The sequence below is a fragment of the Holophagales bacterium genome (genome assembly GCA_016719485.1).
Classification (GTDB): Bacteria; Acidobacteriota; Thermoanaerobaculia; order UBA5066; family UBA5066; genus UBA5066.
On sequence record JADJZB010000029.1, the window covers coordinates 311,882 to 327,643 of the forward strand.

Annotated in this window: 12 protein-coding genes; 4 read left to right on the plus strand and 8 right to left on the minus strand. The window is 71.2% G+C overall.

Annotated features, from left to right (window positions below; translation table 11 throughout):
- Positions 1 to 67 precede the first annotated feature (67 nt).
- Positions 68 to 1,324, plus strand: a complete 1,257-nt coding sequence (locus tag IPN03_21445; GenBank protein MBK9376216.1) for an MFS transporter — start codon at positions 68 to 70, stop codon at positions 1,322 to 1,324.
- Complete coding sequence (locus IPN03_21450; protein MBK9376217.1) at positions 1,321 to 2,655, plus strand: 1-acyl-sn-glycerol-3-phosphate acyltransferase; 1,335 nt, start codon at positions 1,321 to 1,323, stop codon at positions 2,653 to 2,655. Before IPN03_21445 ends, IPN03_21450 begins: the two co-directional genes overlap by 4 nt.
- Positions 2,656 to 2,707: 52 nt before the next feature.
- Here IPN03_21450 and IPN03_21455 read toward each other — a convergent pair whose 3' ends face one another.
- The 3 genes from IPN03_21455 to IPN03_21465 form a co-directional block, all read right to left on the minus strand.
- A complete protein-coding gene (locus tag IPN03_21455; GenBank protein MBK9376218.1) occupies positions 2,708 to 3,679 on the minus strand; it encodes a xanthine dehydrogenase family protein subunit M in 972 nt (323 codons plus the stop codon).
- A 4-nt stretch (positions 3,680 to 3,683) separates the two neighbouring features.
- Complete coding sequence (locus IPN03_21460) at positions 3,684 to 5,918, minus strand: xanthine dehydrogenase family protein molybdopterin-binding subunit (protein MBK9376219.1); 2,235 nt, start codon at positions 5,916 to 5,918, stop codon at positions 3,684 to 3,686.
- A 67-nt stretch (positions 5,919 to 5,985) separates the two neighbouring features.
- Positions 5,986 to 6,630 (minus strand): (2Fe-2S)-binding protein, encoded by a 645-nt coding sequence (locus IPN03_21465; protein MBK9376220.1) that lies wholly within the window; start codon positions 6,628 to 6,630, stop codon positions 5,986 to 5,988.
- 94 nt (positions 6,631 to 6,724) lie between these two features.
- Between IPN03_21465 and IPN03_21470 the strand changes: the two genes are divergently transcribed.
- Entirely contained in the window at positions 6,725 to 7,018 is a 294-nt protein-coding gene (locus IPN03_21470; GenBank protein MBK9376221.1) for a hypothetical protein, read from the plus strand.
- Between the two features lie 77 nt (positions 7,019 to 7,095).
- Here the strand turns inward: IPN03_21470 and IPN03_21475 are convergent, their stop codons facing one another.
- The 3 genes from IPN03_21475 to IPN03_21485 are packed head-to-tail and all read right to left on the minus strand — an operon-like array spanning position 7,096 to position 12,040.
- Positions 7,096 to 8,817, minus strand: a complete 1,722-nt coding sequence (locus IPN03_21475; protein ID MBK9376222.1) for a PTS transporter subunit EIIC — start codon at positions 8,815 to 8,817, stop codon at positions 7,096 to 7,098.
- Positions 8,818 to 8,867: 50 nt separating this feature from the next.
- Entirely contained in the window at positions 8,868 to 11,408 is a 2,541-nt protein-coding gene (ptsP, locus tag IPN03_21480; GenBank protein ID MBK9376223.1) for a phosphoenolpyruvate--protein phosphotransferase, read from the minus strand.
- Positions 11,409 to 11,464: 56 nt separating this feature from the next.
- Positions 11,465 to 12,040, minus strand: coding sequence for an HD domain-containing protein (locus IPN03_21485; protein MBK9376224.1), 576 nt, complete (start codon positions 12,038 to 12,040; stop codon positions 11,465 to 11,467).
- Between the two features lie 89 nt (positions 12,041 to 12,129).
- On the opposite strand from IPN03_21485, the gene IPN03_21490 reads away from it, so the two are divergent.
- Positions 12,130 to 12,927 (plus strand): hypothetical protein, encoded by a 798-nt coding sequence (locus IPN03_21490; protein MBK9376225.1) that lies wholly within the window; start codon positions 12,130 to 12,132, stop codon positions 12,925 to 12,927.
- Between the two features lie 812 nt (positions 12,928 to 13,739).
- Here IPN03_21490 and groL read toward each other — a convergent pair.
- Together groL and IPN03_21500 are read right to left on the minus strand one after the other, a co-directional pair.
- Entirely contained in the window at positions 13,740 to 15,377 is a 1,638-nt protein-coding gene (gene groL / locus IPN03_21495; GenBank protein ID MBK9376226.1) for a chaperonin GroEL, read from the minus strand.
- A 15-nt stretch (positions 15,378 to 15,392) separates the two neighbouring features.
- Complete coding sequence (locus IPN03_21500; protein ID MBK9376227.1) at positions 15,393 to 15,686, minus strand: co-chaperone GroES; 294 nt, start codon at positions 15,684 to 15,686, stop codon at positions 15,393 to 15,395.
- Positions 15,687 to 15,762: the final 76 nt, after the last annotated feature.

A 15,762-nucleotide genomic window follows, 5' to 3' on the forward strand; every position in this document is an offset into this window, starting at 1 on the left:
GCGCGGGCCGATTCCGCCGCCGGGCCGTCGCGGGGGCTCTTTATCGTGTAAAACCCCGCCGACACGCATGAGCGACTCCAGGGCGCCCGTCACCGGCTCCGTGCCCGCGCGGCTCGCCGCGCGCGGCCTCGCCGTCCTGACGCTCATCAACCTCTTCAACTACCTCGACCGGTTCGTCGTCGCCTCGCTCGTCGAGAGCCTGCGCGCCTCCGAGCTGCGCCTCACCGACACGCAGGCGGGCGCGCTCATGACCGGGTTCATCGTCGTCTACATGGTCGCCTCGCCCTTCTTCGGCGTCCTCGGCGACAGGGGCTCGCGGCCGCGCCTCCTCGCGCTCGGCGTCTTCGTCTGGAGCCTCGCCACGGCCGCCGCGGGGCTCGCGAAGAGCTTCGCCTCGCTCTTCGCCGCGCGCGCGGCCGTCGGCATCGGCGAAGCCGCCTACGGGACGATCGCCCCGAGCCTCCTCGCCGACTACTTTCCGAGGGAGAAGCGCGGCCGGGTCTACGCGATCTTCTTCTGCGCGATTCCGATCGGTTCCGCGCTCGGCTACATCGTCGGCGGCTACGCCGACGCGCACCTCGGCTGGCGCGCGGCCTTCTTCGTCGCCGGCCTCCCGGGCCTTCTCCTCGCGCTCCTGGCGCTCACGCTGCCCGACCCCCCTCGGGGCGCGAGCGACGAGGGGGAGCCGCCCCCCAGGGGCGCCTCCACCGAAACCGGCTGGGGCTCCTACCTCGCCCTCGCGAAGAACCGGCCCTTCCGCATCGCCGTCCTCGGCTACGCGGCCTACACCTTCGGCATCGGCGGCATGGCCTTCTGGATGCCCGCGTTCCTCGAGCGGGTCCGTGGCGTCCCGAAGGAGGCGGCGACGGTCCAGTTCGGCCTCGTCGTCGTCGTCACGGGGTTCGTCGGGACCTTCGCGGGAGGCTTCCTCGGCGACGCCCTCCTGAAGCGGACGAAGGAGGCCTACCTCTGGGTCTCCGGCGTCGCGACGCTGATCGCCGTCCCCTTCGCGTTCGTCGCGCTGACCGTCCCGGATCCGCGCGTCTACTTCCCGGCGCTCGTCGTCGCGCAGCTCTTCGTCTTCGCCTCCACCGGCCCGATCAACTCCGCCATCGTCAACGACGTCCTGCCGTGGCAACGGGCGGCGGCCGTGGCGGCGTGCAACTTCACGATCCACGTCCTCGGCGACGTTCCCTCGCCGCCGCTCCTCGGCGCCCTTTCCGACGCGTCGTCCCTCGAGACCGCCGTCCTCCTCGTCCCGATCGCCTTCCTCGTCGGAGGGGCGATCTGGACCTGGGGGGCCCTTTCGGGGCGTCGCGGGTGATCCGGACCGCGGCCACTTCCGTCTCGCGCCTCGTCCTGCGCGTCTTCTACCGCCGCATCGAGGCTTCGGGCCTCGCGCGCATTCCGGCTTCGGGCCCCACGATCCTCGTTCTCAACCACCCGAACGGCCTGATGGACCCGCTCCTCCTCCTCTGCCTCTCGCCCCGCCCCGTCGCGTTCCTGGCCAAGTCGCCCCTCTTCTCGATGCCGTTCGTCTCCCTCTTCGTAAAGGCGTTCGACTCCATCCCGGTGTACCGGCCACAGGACCCCGACGCGGACGTGCGGCGCAACCGCGAGACCTTTGCGAAGGCACGGGACCTGCTCCGGCGAGGCGGAGTTCTCGCGCTCTTCCCCGAGGGCGTCTCTCACGACGAGCCGCGCCTGATGCCGCTGAAATCGGGCGCGGCGCGTATCGCCCTCGGCGCGGCCTCAGAGGGACCCGTGACGGTCGTTCCCGCGGGCCTGACCTACGAGGCGAGGGACATCTTCCGGAGCGGCGCGCTCCTGCGCCTCGCGGAGCCGTTCACGGTCGAGCCGATCCCGCTCGACGAGAAGGGCGAGCCGCCGCGGACCGCCGTGAAAGCTCTCACGGGACGGCTGCGCGTCGCGCTGGAGGAGGCCACGCTCCAGGCCGACGACCAGGCGACCCTCGACCTCGCCGCGGCCGCCGAGAGCCTCTTCGCGCCGGGAGGCGAAGCCGAGCTCGACGCCCGTTTCGCCCTCAGGCGCCTCCTCCTCGAGAGAGGTGCGCTCCTCGGCGCATCGCTGCCCGAACGCCACGCGGCGATCTCGGCGCGCATCGAGCGCTTCGCCCGCGTCCTCTCGACCTCCGGGCTCTCTCCTGCCGACCTCGACGCCGGAACGGTCCGCGCCGAGCTCGCCGCTTCGGCGCTCGCAGCTCTCCTCGTCGCGCTCTTTCTCGCTCCCCCCGCGCTCGTCGGCCTGGCTGCTCACGCGCCCGCCTACAACCTGATCGGCCCTCTCGCCCGGCGCCTCTCGCGCGGCAACACCGACATCGTCGCCACGATCAAGGTCCTCGGCGCCTTCCTCTTCTTCCCGCTCACCTGGCTGGCCCTCGGCACCGCGGCCGGGCTCGCCTGGGGCCTTCCCCTCGGCCTTCTCACGGGCCTCGCGCTCCCCCTCTGCGGCACCCTCGCCCTGCTGCTCCTCGAGCGGTGGGAGCGGACGCTCGCCGCCCTCCGCGTGCTTGGCCTCTCGCTCTTCCGTCGCCCCACCCTCGCCCGCCTCCGCTCCGAGCGGGCCGGAATCGTCGCGGAGATGCAGGCCCTCGACACCCTCCTCGGACCCGCAGAACAGAAAATCAAGACCTGACCCCCTCGGAGAACCCAAGGGGGTCAGGTCTACCTTCTACACTCTGCGGCGGTCAGACGAGGGAGAGGAGCGCCTCCTCGACGGCGCCCTTCACGAGCGGGACCTTGTAGTCGTTGCCCGACATCGGCTCGGCTCCCTTCACCGCGGCCTCGGCCGCTTCCGCGGCAACCTTCGCGTCGAGAGGACGTCCGACGAGGAGCTTCTCGACCTCCGGGACGCGCCAGGGGGTCGGGGCGACGCCCGAGAGAACGACGCGGGCCGATGCGACCTTGCCGTCCTTCACCGACAGCGCGAGGGCGACGCCGCCGAGGGCGAAGTCCCAGGCGCCGCGTGCGCGGACCTTCTTGTAGAGGCCTTTGCCGCCCGCGAGGGGCGCCGGGAGGAGGATGTCGGTGATCACCTCACCGGAGGTCAGCACGGTTTCGCGGGTGTGATCGACGGCGGGAAGCACGAACAGCTTCTCGACCGGCACGCTCCGCGTTCCCTTCGGCCCGGCGATCCGCGCCGTCGCCTGGAGCGCGACGAGAGGCGAGGCCGTGTCCGAGGGGTGGACGATGAAGCAGCCCGAGCCGCCGAAGATCGCGTGGTAGGTGTTCTCGCCCTCGACGGCGTAGCACGTCTCACCGCCTTTCCTCGCGCAGTCGAAGTCGCCGCGGAAGTACCAGCAGCGGGGACGCTGGCAGAGGTTCCCGCCGAGCGTTCCCTGGTTGCGCAGCTGCGGGCTCGCGGCCGCGGCGGCACCCTGGGCGAGGGCTGGCCATCCCTTCGCGAGGTCGGCGTGGCGGGCGATCTCGGCGAGCGTCGCGAGGGCGCCGATGCGGAGGCCGCCGTCCTTCGTCGCGGAAATTCCCTTCAGCTCGGCGAGGCCCGAGAGGCTGACGACGGCCTTCGCGCCGAAGACGCCGTCGCGCAGGCAGCCGACGAGGTCGGTGCCCCCGGCGTGGGCGCGCGCGCCCGGCTCGGACAGGGCCTTCACGGCCTCGGCGACGGTGCGGGGACGGACGTAGCGAAAGCTCGGGAGCATCGCGTCACCCCTTCTTCCCGCGCCCGGAGAGGAGCGCGACGAGCCTCGGCGGCGTGATCGGGGAGTCGAAGACCCGGACGCCGACGGCATCGTGGACGGCGTTTGCGATCGCGGCGGCCGTCGGGATGGTCGATGGCTCGCCGACCCCCTTGGCGCCGGCGGTATTGCACTCGGTGTCGACGAGGTCGACGGAGAGGACCTTCTGCTCCGCCGGCACGTCGAGCGCCGTCGGAATCTTGTAGTCGTGCCAGTTCGCGTTGCACATCTTCCCGGTCTGGCGGTCGAGGACCCGCTCCTCGGTCCGGCCGAGGCCGAGCCCCATGACGAGGCCGCCCTGAACCTGGCACTCGAAAGTGAGCCTGTTCATGACCCGGGCGCTGTCCTGCGCGGCGAGGAGTCGGGTCACCGTCACCTCGCCGGTGCGCGTGTTCACCTCGACCTCGGCGAAGTGCGTCGCGAACATCGAGATGACCTTCCCTTCGACGTTCGGGCCGCGCGTCCCGACGCCGACGAGGACCTGGTGCCTCTCGAGCGCCTTCACGGCGGTGACGGCGACCTTCTTCGACGGGTCCTTCGACGAGACGACGTCGGGACCCTCGAGCCGCAGCTCCTCGACGGGAAGCTTGAGGTCCTCCGCGGCCCCTGCGAGGAGCTTGTTCCTCACCTCGATCGCCGCGGCGCGTGCCGCCGGCATGTCGGACGGCACCGTCTTCGAGCCGCCGCTCGGCCCGCTGTACTGCGTCGTCCCGGTGTCGGCGTGCTCGATCTGGATCTTCTCGACCGGCACGCCGAGCTCCTCGGCGACGACCTGCGCCATCACCGTCTTCGTCCCGGTGCCGATGTCGGCGGCGCCGGTGTTCACGTTGACGCTCCCGTCCGCGTAGAGCTTCACGACGACCGTCGCCGGCGGGCCTCCCCCGTAACCCCAGAGGGCCGACGCGACGCCGACCCCCTTTCGAATCGGTCCGTCCCCCTTCGCGCGCTTCGTCGCCTCACTCCAGCCGAACGCCTTCGCGCCGTCGCGGAGCGTCTCCGCGAGGCCTGTCGACGTGTAGGGCTGGTTCCCGCGGCGCTGGCTCACTTTCGGAACGTTCGCGAGCCGGAGCGCGACGGGGTCCATCCCGAGCTTGACCGCGAGCGCGTCCATCGCCTGCTCGAGCGCCCACGCTCCCTGGGGGAAGCCCGGGGCCCGCATCGCGCGGGCCCGGCCCGCGTTGATCGCGACGTTCTCGTCGCGGGCCTTCACGTTCGGGCAGGTGTAGAGGTCCGTCGCGAGGAAGGACGTCGACGCGCCGTTGGGGTAGGCCCCGCCGGAGCCGATCGAGGAGAACTCGATCGCCGTGAGCGTGCCGTCCTTCTTCGCCCCGACCTTCACGGTCATCGTGTTCGCCGGGCGGTTCCCGGAGGCGAGGAACTCCTCCTCGCGGGTGAGGAAGAGCTTGACCGGCCGAGCCGTCGTCTTCGCCAGGAGCGCCGCGATGACCGTGTACTTCCCGGCCTCGAGCTTCGAGCCGAACCCGCCCCCCATGTAGTGGCCGATGACGCGGACGTTCGCGAGGGGGAGCTTCAGCGACTGCGCCACGGCCGTCTGGACCTCGAAGACGCCCTGCGTGGTGTCCCAGACCGTGAGGCGGTTCCCGTCCCACTTCACGACCGATCCGTGCACCTCCATCGGGGAGTGGATCTCGCAGGCGGTCGAGAACGTCCCCTCGACGACGGCGTCCGCCGCCGCGAAACCCGCCGCGACGTCGCCGCGTGCGTAGTCGGCCGGGTCGCCGTAGCGGTTCGTCCCTTCGTGGATCGGCGGAGCGTCGGACGCGAGCGCCTCGCGCGGGTCCAGGACGAACGCGAGCTCCTCGTACGCGACCTTGATCGCCTTCAACGCGTCGAACGCCTGGGCGCGGGTCTCCGCGGCGACCGCGGCGACCTCGTCTCCCTCGTACCGCGCCCTCTCGTCGAAGAGCTTCGAATACCACTTGCCGCGCCCGCGGAACCACGGGATGTCCGCGCCCGGCGTCTTCCCGGTGATCACGGCGCGGACGCCCGGCATCTTCTCCGCCGCGCTCGTGTCGACCGACTTCACGACGGCGTGGGCGTGCGGGCAGCGGAGGATCGCCGCGTGGAGCATGTCGGGGAGGGCGAAGTCGAGCGGGTAGACGGCCGAGCCGCTGACGCGCTCGTAGGCGTCGACACGCGGCAGCGGCTTGCCCACCACCTTCGTCTCGCCCCACGGCGGCATCTCCACCTTCGGAGGGGCGGTCTCGGGGACGGGGCCCTGGAGCCAGTAGAGAAGGTCCGTCACGGAATCACCTCCCCTTCCGCAGCGTGGCGGCCTTGCCGACCGCGTTGAAGATGTGGGCGTAGGCGCCGCAGCGGCAGAGGTTGCCGCTCATGCCGAGGCGGATCTCGTCCAGCGTCGGCTCCGGGCTGGCGCGCAGGAGCCCTTCGGCCGCAACCACCTGTCCGGGCGTGCAGTAGCCGCACTGGAAGGCGTCCTCCTCGACGAACGCCTTCTGCACCGGCCCGAGCTCCTCGCCGTTCATCAGCCCTTCGACCGTCGTCACCTCTTTCCCCTCGGCCTCGAGGGCGAGCGTGAGGCAGGAGTACCGCGGGACGCCGTCGATGAGGACCGAGCAGGCGCCGCACTCGCCCCGCTCGCACCCCGGCTTCGTCCCGGTGAGGCCCAGCTTCTCGCGCAGGACCGACAGGAGCGTGTCGCGCGGCTCGACGAGGACCTTGTGCGTCCGCCCGTTCACGACGAGCGTCAGCTTCGACGGCTCGGCCGCGGGGAGCTCGGCGACGGGCGTCGCCCCCGCCCGCGGAGCCGAGAGCGCATCCTTCGCCACCACGACGCCGACCGCTGCCGGGACCACCGAGCCGAGGAAGCCTCGACGGCTGACGCCGCCGGGCGCGGAGTCGAGGTCGTTGGGATCGTCCGTTCTGTCGACCATGCGTCCTCCCGCGGCCGGGGCTTGGCGCGGCGCGGCGTCCCCGGCCCGATCGAACATGTTACGACGCGACGGGGTGACACAATGGGTCGGAACGATGCGACGCGCTCTCGTCTTCATCGCTGCGCTCGCCCTCGCCCCAGCAATAGGGGCGCAGCCGCGTCCCGGGCCGACGACGCTCCCCGGGGGCGTGGCGCCCGGCGGGCTCGCTGCCCAGGCGGGCGGCATCAAGCTCAACCGGAAGGTGAAGGCCGAGTTGAAGCAGGACGCCCCGGCCCGGTCGCGTGCCCCGGTCCTGAAGGGGGGCAGGATGCGCCCTTTCCTGGAGCCTCGAGCTTCGACCTCTCCGCCGCCGAAGACGAAAGCGAAGCCCGCTCCCCGGAACCCGTAGCCCAGACCAGCGCCCTGTCGCGGACGAAGCCACCTGTCGGGACGGGGGATGGGCCTCGACCCGGCCTCAGCCGAGGGTCATTCTCCCGATTCCCGAAGGACCTGCGCCAGAGCCGCAGCGAGGGCGTCGGCGTCCTCTCCACGGACGAGGTGAACGACGCCGCAGGGCAGGCGCATGACCCCGCCAATGCCCGCGGCGAGTGTCGCCGGCTCGTCGAGCAGCGCCGGATCCGCGAGGGTGACGCGGACCCGCGTCCTCGCGCACGCCTCCACCGTCCGGACGTTCGGAGCCCCGCCGAGCGCCTGCAGGACGACCCTGGAAAGCAACCGGACCTCCGGCGACGGTCGTGCACTGGAGGACCGCACGGTCGCAGCGGGAGTGCACGGCGACGACGCCGCTCCGAGAACGCCTTCCATGGCCGTCTTGAGGTTCTCCGAGCGGGTCCCGAAGACCGCCTGGACGGCGTTCCCGATGACGACGACGCCCGCCGCTCCCAGCGCCCGCAGCGCCTTCTCGTCGGCACCGTCGAGGTCACGGACGGTGACCCGGATGCGCGTGATGCACGCGTCGAGGCTCTCGATGTTCCGTGCGCCGCCGAAGGCGGCGACCAGCCTCTCGGCGAGGCCTGCGGCCTCGGCGGGGGCAGGGCGGCCGGCTCCCGGGGCCGGCAATGGCGCGGCCACTGACTCTTCCCTCCCAGGCGTCTTCAGGTCGAAGCGGAGGATCGCCGCGCGGAAGACGCCGAAGTAGAGGAGGCCCCAGAGCGGCCCGAGAAGCGGCACGAGCCACGGCCGGGTGTCCATCGACCAGTAGAGGACGAGGTCGAAGAAGCCGTGCGAGAACGTGAACCCGAGCTTCATCCCGGCGAGGTTCGCGACGACGAAAGCGAGGCCCGCGAGGAGCGCATGGAGCGCATAGAGGAGCGGCGCGAGGAAGAGGAACGAGAACTCGATCGGCTCGGTGATCCCCGTCAGGAACGACGTCGCCGCGGCCGAAACCATGATCCCGCCGACGCGCGCGCGATTCTCGGGGCGGGCGCAGCGCCAGATGGCGAGGGCGGCCGCCGGCAGGCCCCACATCTTGAAGAGGAAGCCTCCGGAGAGGATCCCCGCAGTCGGGTCCCCCGCGAAGAAACGGGTGATGTCGCCGCGGACGGTCTTCCCCGCCGCGTCGACGAACGACCCGATCTCGAAGAAGAACGGGACGTTCCAGATGTGGTGCAGGCCGAACGGCAGGAGGAGGCGCTCGACGACGCCGTATACGAACGTCGCCGACGTGGGCCGGCCGTAGGCGACCTGGTCGGACAGGACGTGGATCGCGCGCTGGACGGGCGGCCAGAGAACGGCCAGGGCGACGCCGAGGAAGGTCGCCGCGAGACCGGTCAGGATCGGCACGAGGCGCTTGCCGCCGAAGAAGCCGAGCCAGGCGGGAAGCTCGGCCCGCGCATAGCGGTTGAAGAGCGACGCCGCGAGGAGACCGACGAGAATTCCGCCGAAGACCCCCGTCTCGACGGAGTCGAATCCGAGTATCCGTGTCGTCGGCAGCCCCAGGAGGCGTGCCCCGGCACCCATCGTCGCGAGGAGGACGACGTGGCCGACGACGGCCGCCACGGCCGCTGCCCCGTCGTTCTGCGTCAGGCCGAGCGCGACGGCGATGGCGAAGATGAGAGGGAGGCTCGTGAAGATCGCCCCGCCCGCCTGGCCGAGAACGCTCGCGACGGCGTCGGGCAGGAGGCCGAGCTTCGCGCTCCCGAGCCCGAGGAGGAGGCCCGCCACGGGGAGGACGGAGACCGGGAGCATCAGCGCCCGGCCGATCTTCTGCAGGAGCCCGAAGGCCCGGCCCGCAACGCTCACGGCGCGCCCCCCGTCTGCGAGAGGAGGGCTCTCACCTCGGCGGCCGTCGTCGTCTCGAGTGCGCGGACGGCGACCGCGCGGCACGCGTCGAACGAGACCTCGCGGACGCGCGCCTTCACCGACGGGACCTGCCCCGCGCCGACCGACAGCTCGCCCACGCCCAGTCCGAGGAGAAGTGGTATGGCCGCGAGGTCTCCCGCGAGCGCCCCGCAAACCGCCGAGGGGATCCCGTGCCTGCGCGCGGCGGCGCAGGTGCGGGCGATCAGGTGGAGGACTGCCGGGTCGAGGGCGTCGGCGCGCGGAGAGAGCCGCGGATGCCCCCGGTCCATCGCGAGGGTGAACTGCGTCAGGTCGTTCGTCCCGATCGTGACGAAGGCCGCCTCCTTCAGGAACGCGTCCGCGAGGATTGCCGCGGAGGCGACCTCGACCGTCATGCCCGCACGCCGCCGGGACGCGCCGAGACGCTCGCGCTCCTCTTCCAGGTCTGCGGTCGCCCCGCGCCACTCGTCGAGAACCGAGACCATCGGGAACGTCACCCTCACGTCGTACTCCTCCGGCACCCTGAGGAGCGCGCGGAGCTGGGCCCGGAACAGGTCGGGCCGGTCGAGGAAGACGCGCAGGCCGCGCTCGCCGAGCGCCGGGTTCTCCTCCTCGGGAAGGGGAAGCCAGCGCAGCGGCTTGTCGCCCCCCGCGTCGAACGTCCTGACGACGATCGGCCGGCCGGGCCCGACCGCCTCGGCCACGGCGCGGTAGACCGCCTCCTGCTCGTCTTCCGAAGGGACGTTCGCGCGGTCGAGAAAGAGGAGCTCGGAGCGCAGGAGCCCGATACCCTCCGCACCGGAGGCGATCCCTTCCTCCGCGTCGACGAGGCTCCCCGCGTTCGCCAGGACCGCGACCCTCACGCCGTCCATCGTGAGCGCGGGCTCGGCCGCCGCGAGGCGGTCTGCGCTCCGGCGCGCCGCGCGCCGCTGGCAGCGCAGCCGTATCGCCTCGCGCTCGTCGTCGTCCGGCGAGAGGCGCAGCTCGGCGGCGTCTCCGTCGAGGACCGCCAGCGTCCCCTCGGGAATCTCGAGCGCGCGGGCGTCGATCCCCGCCACGGCGGGTATGCCCATGGAACGGGCCAGGAGAGCCGCGTGCGACGTCGCCCCTCCCGACACCGTGCAGAAGCCGGCCACACCTCCCCGGCCGAGCGTCGCCGCCTCCGACGGTGACAGGTCCTCTGCCACGACGATCGAGCCCTCCGGAGGCGAGGGGGGCGAGGAGCGCTGCCCGACGAGGATGTGCAGGACGCGCCCCCCGGCATCGCGCAGGTCGGCCGCGCGGGCGGCCAGCGCCGGGTTCGGCAGGCGCGAGATCCGGTCGGCGTACCGGCGCACCGCCTCGCGGAAGGCCCAGGCGGCGCTCTTTCCCGCGACGATCTCGTGCTCGGCCTCGGCGAGGAGGAGCGGGTCGTCGAGGAGCGCGACGTGCGCCTCGAAGATGTCGGCGTGCTCGCTGCCGGCCTCGGCGCCGACGCGCGCCTCGAGCGACCGCAGCTGGACCTTCGCCTCCTCGAGGGCGAAGTCCAGGTCGCGCCGCTCCGTCCTCTCGTCCTCGCCGTTCTCGAGGACCTCGGGCTCCTCGCGCACGAGCCGCGCCACCGGCCCCGCCGCGCATCCGGGGGCCATGGGCACACCCGTGAAGACGCGCTCCCTTCGGGGCGCGACTCTCGGGGCCGTCGAGAGAGGCGCCCCGGGCTCGTTCCCGTCCACGGCTTCCAGGACCCGGGCGAGGGTCGCGAGCGCCTTCCCCGCGTCGGGACCCGTCGCGCGAAGCCTCACGATCTCGCCGTGGACGACGCCGAGAGAGAGGAGCCCGACGATGCTCCGCGCGCTCGCCATCGAGGTCCCCGTCTCCACGAGGACCTCCGCCCGGAACCGCCGTGCCGCGCTCGCGAGGGCCGCCGCAGGCCGGGCGTGGAGGCCGAGCCGGCGAAGGACCCTCACGTCCCGCGACTTCTCTCCGAGAACGGGACCGGACGGAACGCCGGCAACCGCGGCGAGCCTCAGGACGAGGAGATCGTCGATCCCCGCCGTCACGAACCCCGCGGCCGCCTGCATCCCCAGGACCCGCTCACGGCTCGTGACGACGACCGGCGTCACGAGGCTCCGCGCCGAGCGCGCGACGAGGTCGGCGTCGAATGCGAGGAGCGCTTCCCCCGCGACGACCCGGCGCCCCTGCGCCACGCGCGGCACGAAGCCGCGGCCGCCGAGGGCGACCGTGTCGAGGCCGACGTGCAGCATCACCTCGACTCCCGAGTCGGTGGTGAGCGCGATCGCGTGCCCCGCCGGGTGGATCGTCGCGACGACGCCGTCGCACGGGGCGAGGAGGAGCGACGAGACCGGGTCGATCGCCACGCCGTCGCCGAGGAGGCGGTGCGCGAAGACGGGGTCGGGAACCCTGTCGATCGGGACGACGGGTCCCGACAGCGGCGCCTTGAGTACCAGCGTCGGCTCGGCGGCAGCGGCGAAGGAGCCGCCTGGGGGTCGTTCGTCCATGGCAACGGGAAGGGGACGGCCAGTATAGGCCGGGCCTCCCGCTCCACCGGGTTTCGTCAGGCCTGGCCGTTGCCGGAAACGGCCTCCAGCTCGACGACGGTCCGCGCGAGCTCCTCCACGATCGGGGCCGTCCCGGCCTCACGGAACGCCTCGACGAGGGCTCCGAGGTACCAGAGCGTCTCGTCCCGGCCGGCGTTGAACCTCTTCCAGAGAATCGGGCCATGGATCCGCAGGTCGGTGACCATCGTCCGGGCGTTGTGGAGCTTGTCGGCGGCCGAGACGAGCCTCACGTGGGCCGGCTCCCGCCGGACGCGGGCCACGTACGCCTCCTTGCGCGCCCGCCACGGCGGCTTCGGGGTGACGTCCGTGTCGGTGCAGCCGTCGACGATATCGGCGACGACGTCTCCGAACCGCCCTCGGATCGCCTTCGCCGTCGGCAGCCCCCCCTGGTCCTCCACCGCGTCGTGCAGGAGGGCGGCGATCGCCTGCTCTTCCGTCCCACCGTGCTCGAGGACGAGCGCGGCCACCGAAAGGAGGTGGGACACGTACGGGACGCCCGTCCCCTTCCGCGGCTGCTGCCGGTGGAGGTCGACCGCGTAGACGAGGGCCTCGTCGAACTTTTTCGACAGGATCAGCGGACCGTTCTCGGACATGCCCCAATCCTGACACGAACCGGCCCGGACCCGTTCCTTCCTCCGCCGTAAACCGTTAGCCTTCCGGAATGCCGATCGACAAGAAGACGCCTCCCAGGCCCGCCCGACGCCAGAGCGCCCCGAAGCCCGCTCCCGCGCCATCGCAGATCAGCGACCCCGCCGGCCTTGCCGACGTCCCCCCGCCACTGGCCTTCGAGCGAACCGCCGCCGCCGCCGAAGACGAGGGTTTCGACCCCGCCACCGCCGCGGTCTTCGCGGCCATCGTCGCGGTCGATATCTTCTGCGTCGCTGAGGCCAATGCGAAGTCTCCGGAGCAGTCCCTCGACGCTCTCGTCTACGCCGCCGACCTCGCAGAGCGCGCCCTCGAGGCGGACGGGGCCGGCGACGATCAGTTCACCCACCTCTTCGCTCCGCGCCTCCCCTTCGACATCCTCCTGCAGGACACCGGGCGCGTGACGGCGGCCGACCTCTTCCTCGCCCGGTTCGAGGCCGACCTTCCGAAGGAAGCGGCCCGCGCCGTGAAAGCCCTCATCCGCGCGGAGGACACCGTCGCCCGCGCGACCTGGGTGGGAAAGGACGTCACGATCGAGGACCTCTCAACGGGCCGCGCGCTTCCCGGACCCGCCCTCTGGCGGCGCGGAACCAGGCCGTTCGTCTGCCGCCTCGTCCGGTACGGAAGCGTCCACGTTCCCGTCGCCGTCGAGCGCGTCCAGGGACGCGCCAACGTCGAGACGCTTCTCGCGGAGGTGAGCCTCGCCTCGACGGTCGCGCGCGACGTCCTGAAGGCCGGCGGCCTCCGTCTCAGGAGCACGAAGAAGGGCTTCGGTCTCGGCGCGCGGCTCCTCGCGGTGCCGGAGGAGAGCTAGGACTCGAATCGAATCCGAAGGACCAGGAACCGGAGAACCGGAGAACCGGAGAACCGGAGAACTAGCTTCACCATCTCGTCCTTTCGGCAGGGGGCCGCGCGCGGTGCGGTACGTCTCACGGCCGCCTGCTGCGCGCGCCCGACCCGCTTCCGAGTCCGCTGCGGCCGGGCGGGGGGCCCGCGCGAACTCCTCGCTTCGCTCGTCAAACACGCGCGCGGGCCTGATCCCCGCCCGGTCCTCGCGAACTCGAGCGGGTCCCCGGGCGTGCTCGGGGGCGGCTCGCGAGACGCACCACCCCACCCGCGGCCAACGAGCTTCAGCATTCGACTGGGAGCCGCCTTCGGCCCCAATCGGGGTCGCCCCAATCGGGGTCGCCCCAATCGGGGTCTGGTCTACGTTCTACACTCTGCAATTGCTATAGCAGAAAATCAAGACCTGACCCCGGCCGGGAAACACTGCTGCACCTGAGTTCCGAGCGGGCGGGAGGGGGGCCGGCTCCGCGAGCAGGCCGCCGGATCACGCGAAGCACGCGCGGGGCCCGCCGGCTCCGCGAGCAGGCCGCCGATCGGGTCGCGCGCGCGGAGGAGGCGCCGCGGGACACCCCTCCCGTCCGCGACTCGTGAGGCACGGTGAAGTGAGTTGGCTCTGCTCTCCGGTCTCTCTTCTCTCCTTCTCTTCTTCTCTCCTCATCGTGGTCACTAACGCCGGGCATGCACGCGAAAAGGCCCGGCGCCTTTCGGTGCCGGGCCTTTCCTTCCCTGCGCGGAGGGGGCTTTGGGGAACCCGGCGGACCGGGTTCCCCGAGGGAATTCCTAGTACATGCCGCCCATGCCGCCGCCGCCACCGGGCATCGCGGGGGCCTTGTCCTTCTCCTTGATCTCGGAGATGAGGGCCTCGGTCGTCAGCATGAGGCTGGCGATGGAGGAGGCGTTCTGCAGCGCCGACTTCGTGACCTTGGCCGGGTCGATGATCCCCGACTTGAGCAGGTCCTCGACCTTCTCGGTGGCCGCGTTGAAGCCGATGTTGCCGCCCTTTTCCTTGAGCTCCTTGAGGATGACCGCGCCCTCGATCCCCGCGTTCGCGATGATCTGGCGGGAAGGCTCCTCGAGGGCCCTCTTGACGATGTTGATGCCGACCTGGATGTCGCCCGCTTCCTTGAGCGTGCCGACCGCGTCCATGGCGCGAAGGAGCGCCACGCCGCCGCCGGGGACGATGCCGTCCTCGACCGCCGCCTTGGTGGCGTGCATCGCGTCCTCGACGCGGGCCTTCTTCTCCTTCATCTCGGTCTCGGTGGCCGCGCCGACCTTGATGACCGCGACGCCGCCGACGATCTTGGCGAGCCGCTCCTGGAGCTTCTCGCGGTCGTAGTCCGAGGTGGTCTCCTCGATCTGCGCCCGGATCTGCTTCACGCGGCCCGAGATCGCTTCCTTGCGCTTGCGCTCGGTCGTGTCGACGACGATGGTGGTGTTCTCCTTGTCGACGACGATCTTCTTGGCCTCGCCGAGGTCGTCCCACTTGACGTTCTCGAGCTTGATGCCGAGGTCCTCGGAGATCATCTTGCCGCCCGTGAGGATCGCGATGTCCTCGAGCATGGCCTTGCGGCGGTCCCCGAAGCCCGGCGCCTTGACGGCGCAGACCTGGAGCGTGCCGCGGAGCTTGTTCACGACGAGCGTGGCGAGGGCCTCGCCCTCGATGTCCTCGGCGATGATGAGGAGCTGCTTGCCCTGCTTGGCGGTCTGCTCGAGCACGGGGAGGAGGTCCTTCATCGAGGAGATCTTCTTCTCGAAGATGAGGATGCGGGCGTTCTCGAGGACGGACTCCATCCTCTCGGCGTCCGTGACGAAGTAGGGGGAGAGGTAGCCGCGGTCGAACTGCATCCCCTCGACGACCTCGAGGGTCGTGTCGAGGCCCTTGGCCTCCTCGACCGTGATGACGCCGTCCTTGCCGACCTTGTCCATCGCCTCGGCGATGATCTTGCCGATCTCCTCGTCGCCGTTGGCGGAGATGGTGCCGACGAAGGCGATCTCCTTGGCGTCGACGCTCTTCTTGAGCTTGTCGATCGACTCGACGGCCTTCTTCACGGCGATCTCGATGCCGCGCTTGAGCTCCATCGGGTTGTGGCCGGAGGTGACCATCTTGATCCCCTCGCGGTAGATGGCCTGCGCGAGGACCGTGGCGGTCGTCGTGCCGTCGCCGGCGATGTCGGAGGTCTTGGAGGCGACCTCGCGGACCATCTGGGCGCCCATGTTCTCGAGCGGGTCGGCCAGCTCGATCTCCTTGGCGACGGTGACGCCGTCCTTGGTGATCAGGGGCGAGCCGAACTTCTTCTCGATGACGACGTTGCGGCCCTTGGGGCCGAGGGTGACCTTGACGGCGTCGGCCAGCTTGTTGACGCCGCGGAGGATGCTCTGGCGAGCGTCCTCGCCGTAGGTGATGTTCTTGGCAGCCATTTCTCTAACCTCGCCTTACTTCGCGTCGACGATGGCCAGGACCTCGTCCTCGCGGAGGATGAGGAAGTCCTGGTCGTCGAGCTTGATTTCTGTGCCGGCGTACTTGCCGATGAGGACCTTGTCGCCCGTCTTGACGGTCAGGGCCACGCGCTTGCCGTTGTCGTCGAACTTGCCCTCGCCGACGGCTTCGACCGTGGCCTCCATGGGCTTCTCCTTGGCGGTGTCGGGGATGATGATTCCGCCGCGGACCTGTTCCTTGGTCTCGATCCTCTTGACGAGGATCCGGTCATAGAGAGGACGAATCTTCATTGGGTGCTCCTTCGTGGGTTTAGGGTCTCTCGGGGCAGTAGGCCCCTGTTGGAGGTTCTGCTGGCGCCCGTTGGCA

Bases quoted from the DNA above. Each gene is read 5' to 3' on its own strand.
- IPN03_21445 (MBK9376216.1), top strand. From the start codon at position 68: ATGAGCGACTCCAGGGCGCCCGTCACCGGCTCCGTGCCCGCGCGGCTC.
- IPN03_21455 (MBK9376218.1), bottom strand. From the start codon at position 3,679: ATGCTCCCGAGCTTTCGCTACGTCCGTCCCCGCACCGTCGCCGAGGCC.
- IPN03_21460 (MBK9376219.1), bottom strand. From the start codon at position 5,918: ATGCCGCCGTGGGGCGAGACGAAGGTGGTGGGCAAGCCGCTGCCGCGT.
- IPN03_21465 (MBK9376220.1), bottom strand. From the start codon at position 6,630: ATGGTCGACAGAACGGACGATCCCAACGACCTCGACTCCGCGCCCGGC.
- IPN03_21470 (MBK9376221.1), top strand. From the start codon at position 6,725: ATGCGACGCGCTCTCGTCTTCATCGCTGCGCTCGCCCTCGCCCCAGCA.
- IPN03_21475 (MBK9376222.1), bottom strand. From the start codon at position 8,817: ATGCTCCCGGTCTCCGTCCTCCCCGTGGCGGGCCTCCTCCTCGGGCTC.
- ptsP (MBK9376223.1), bottom strand. From the start codon at position 11,408: ATGGACGAACGACCCCCAGGCGGCTCCTTCGCCGCTGCCGCCGAGCCG.
- IPN03_21490 (MBK9376225.1), top strand. From the start codon at position 12,130: ATGCCGATCGACAAGAAGACGCCTCCCAGGCCCGCCCGACGCCAGAGC.
- groL (MBK9376226.1), bottom strand. From the start codon at position 15,377: ATGGCTGCCAAGAACATCACCTACGGCGAGGACGCTCGCCAGAGCATC.
- IPN03_21500 (MBK9376227.1), bottom strand. From the start codon at position 15,686: ATGAAGATTCGTCCTCTCTATGACCGGATCCTCGTCAAGAGGATCGAG.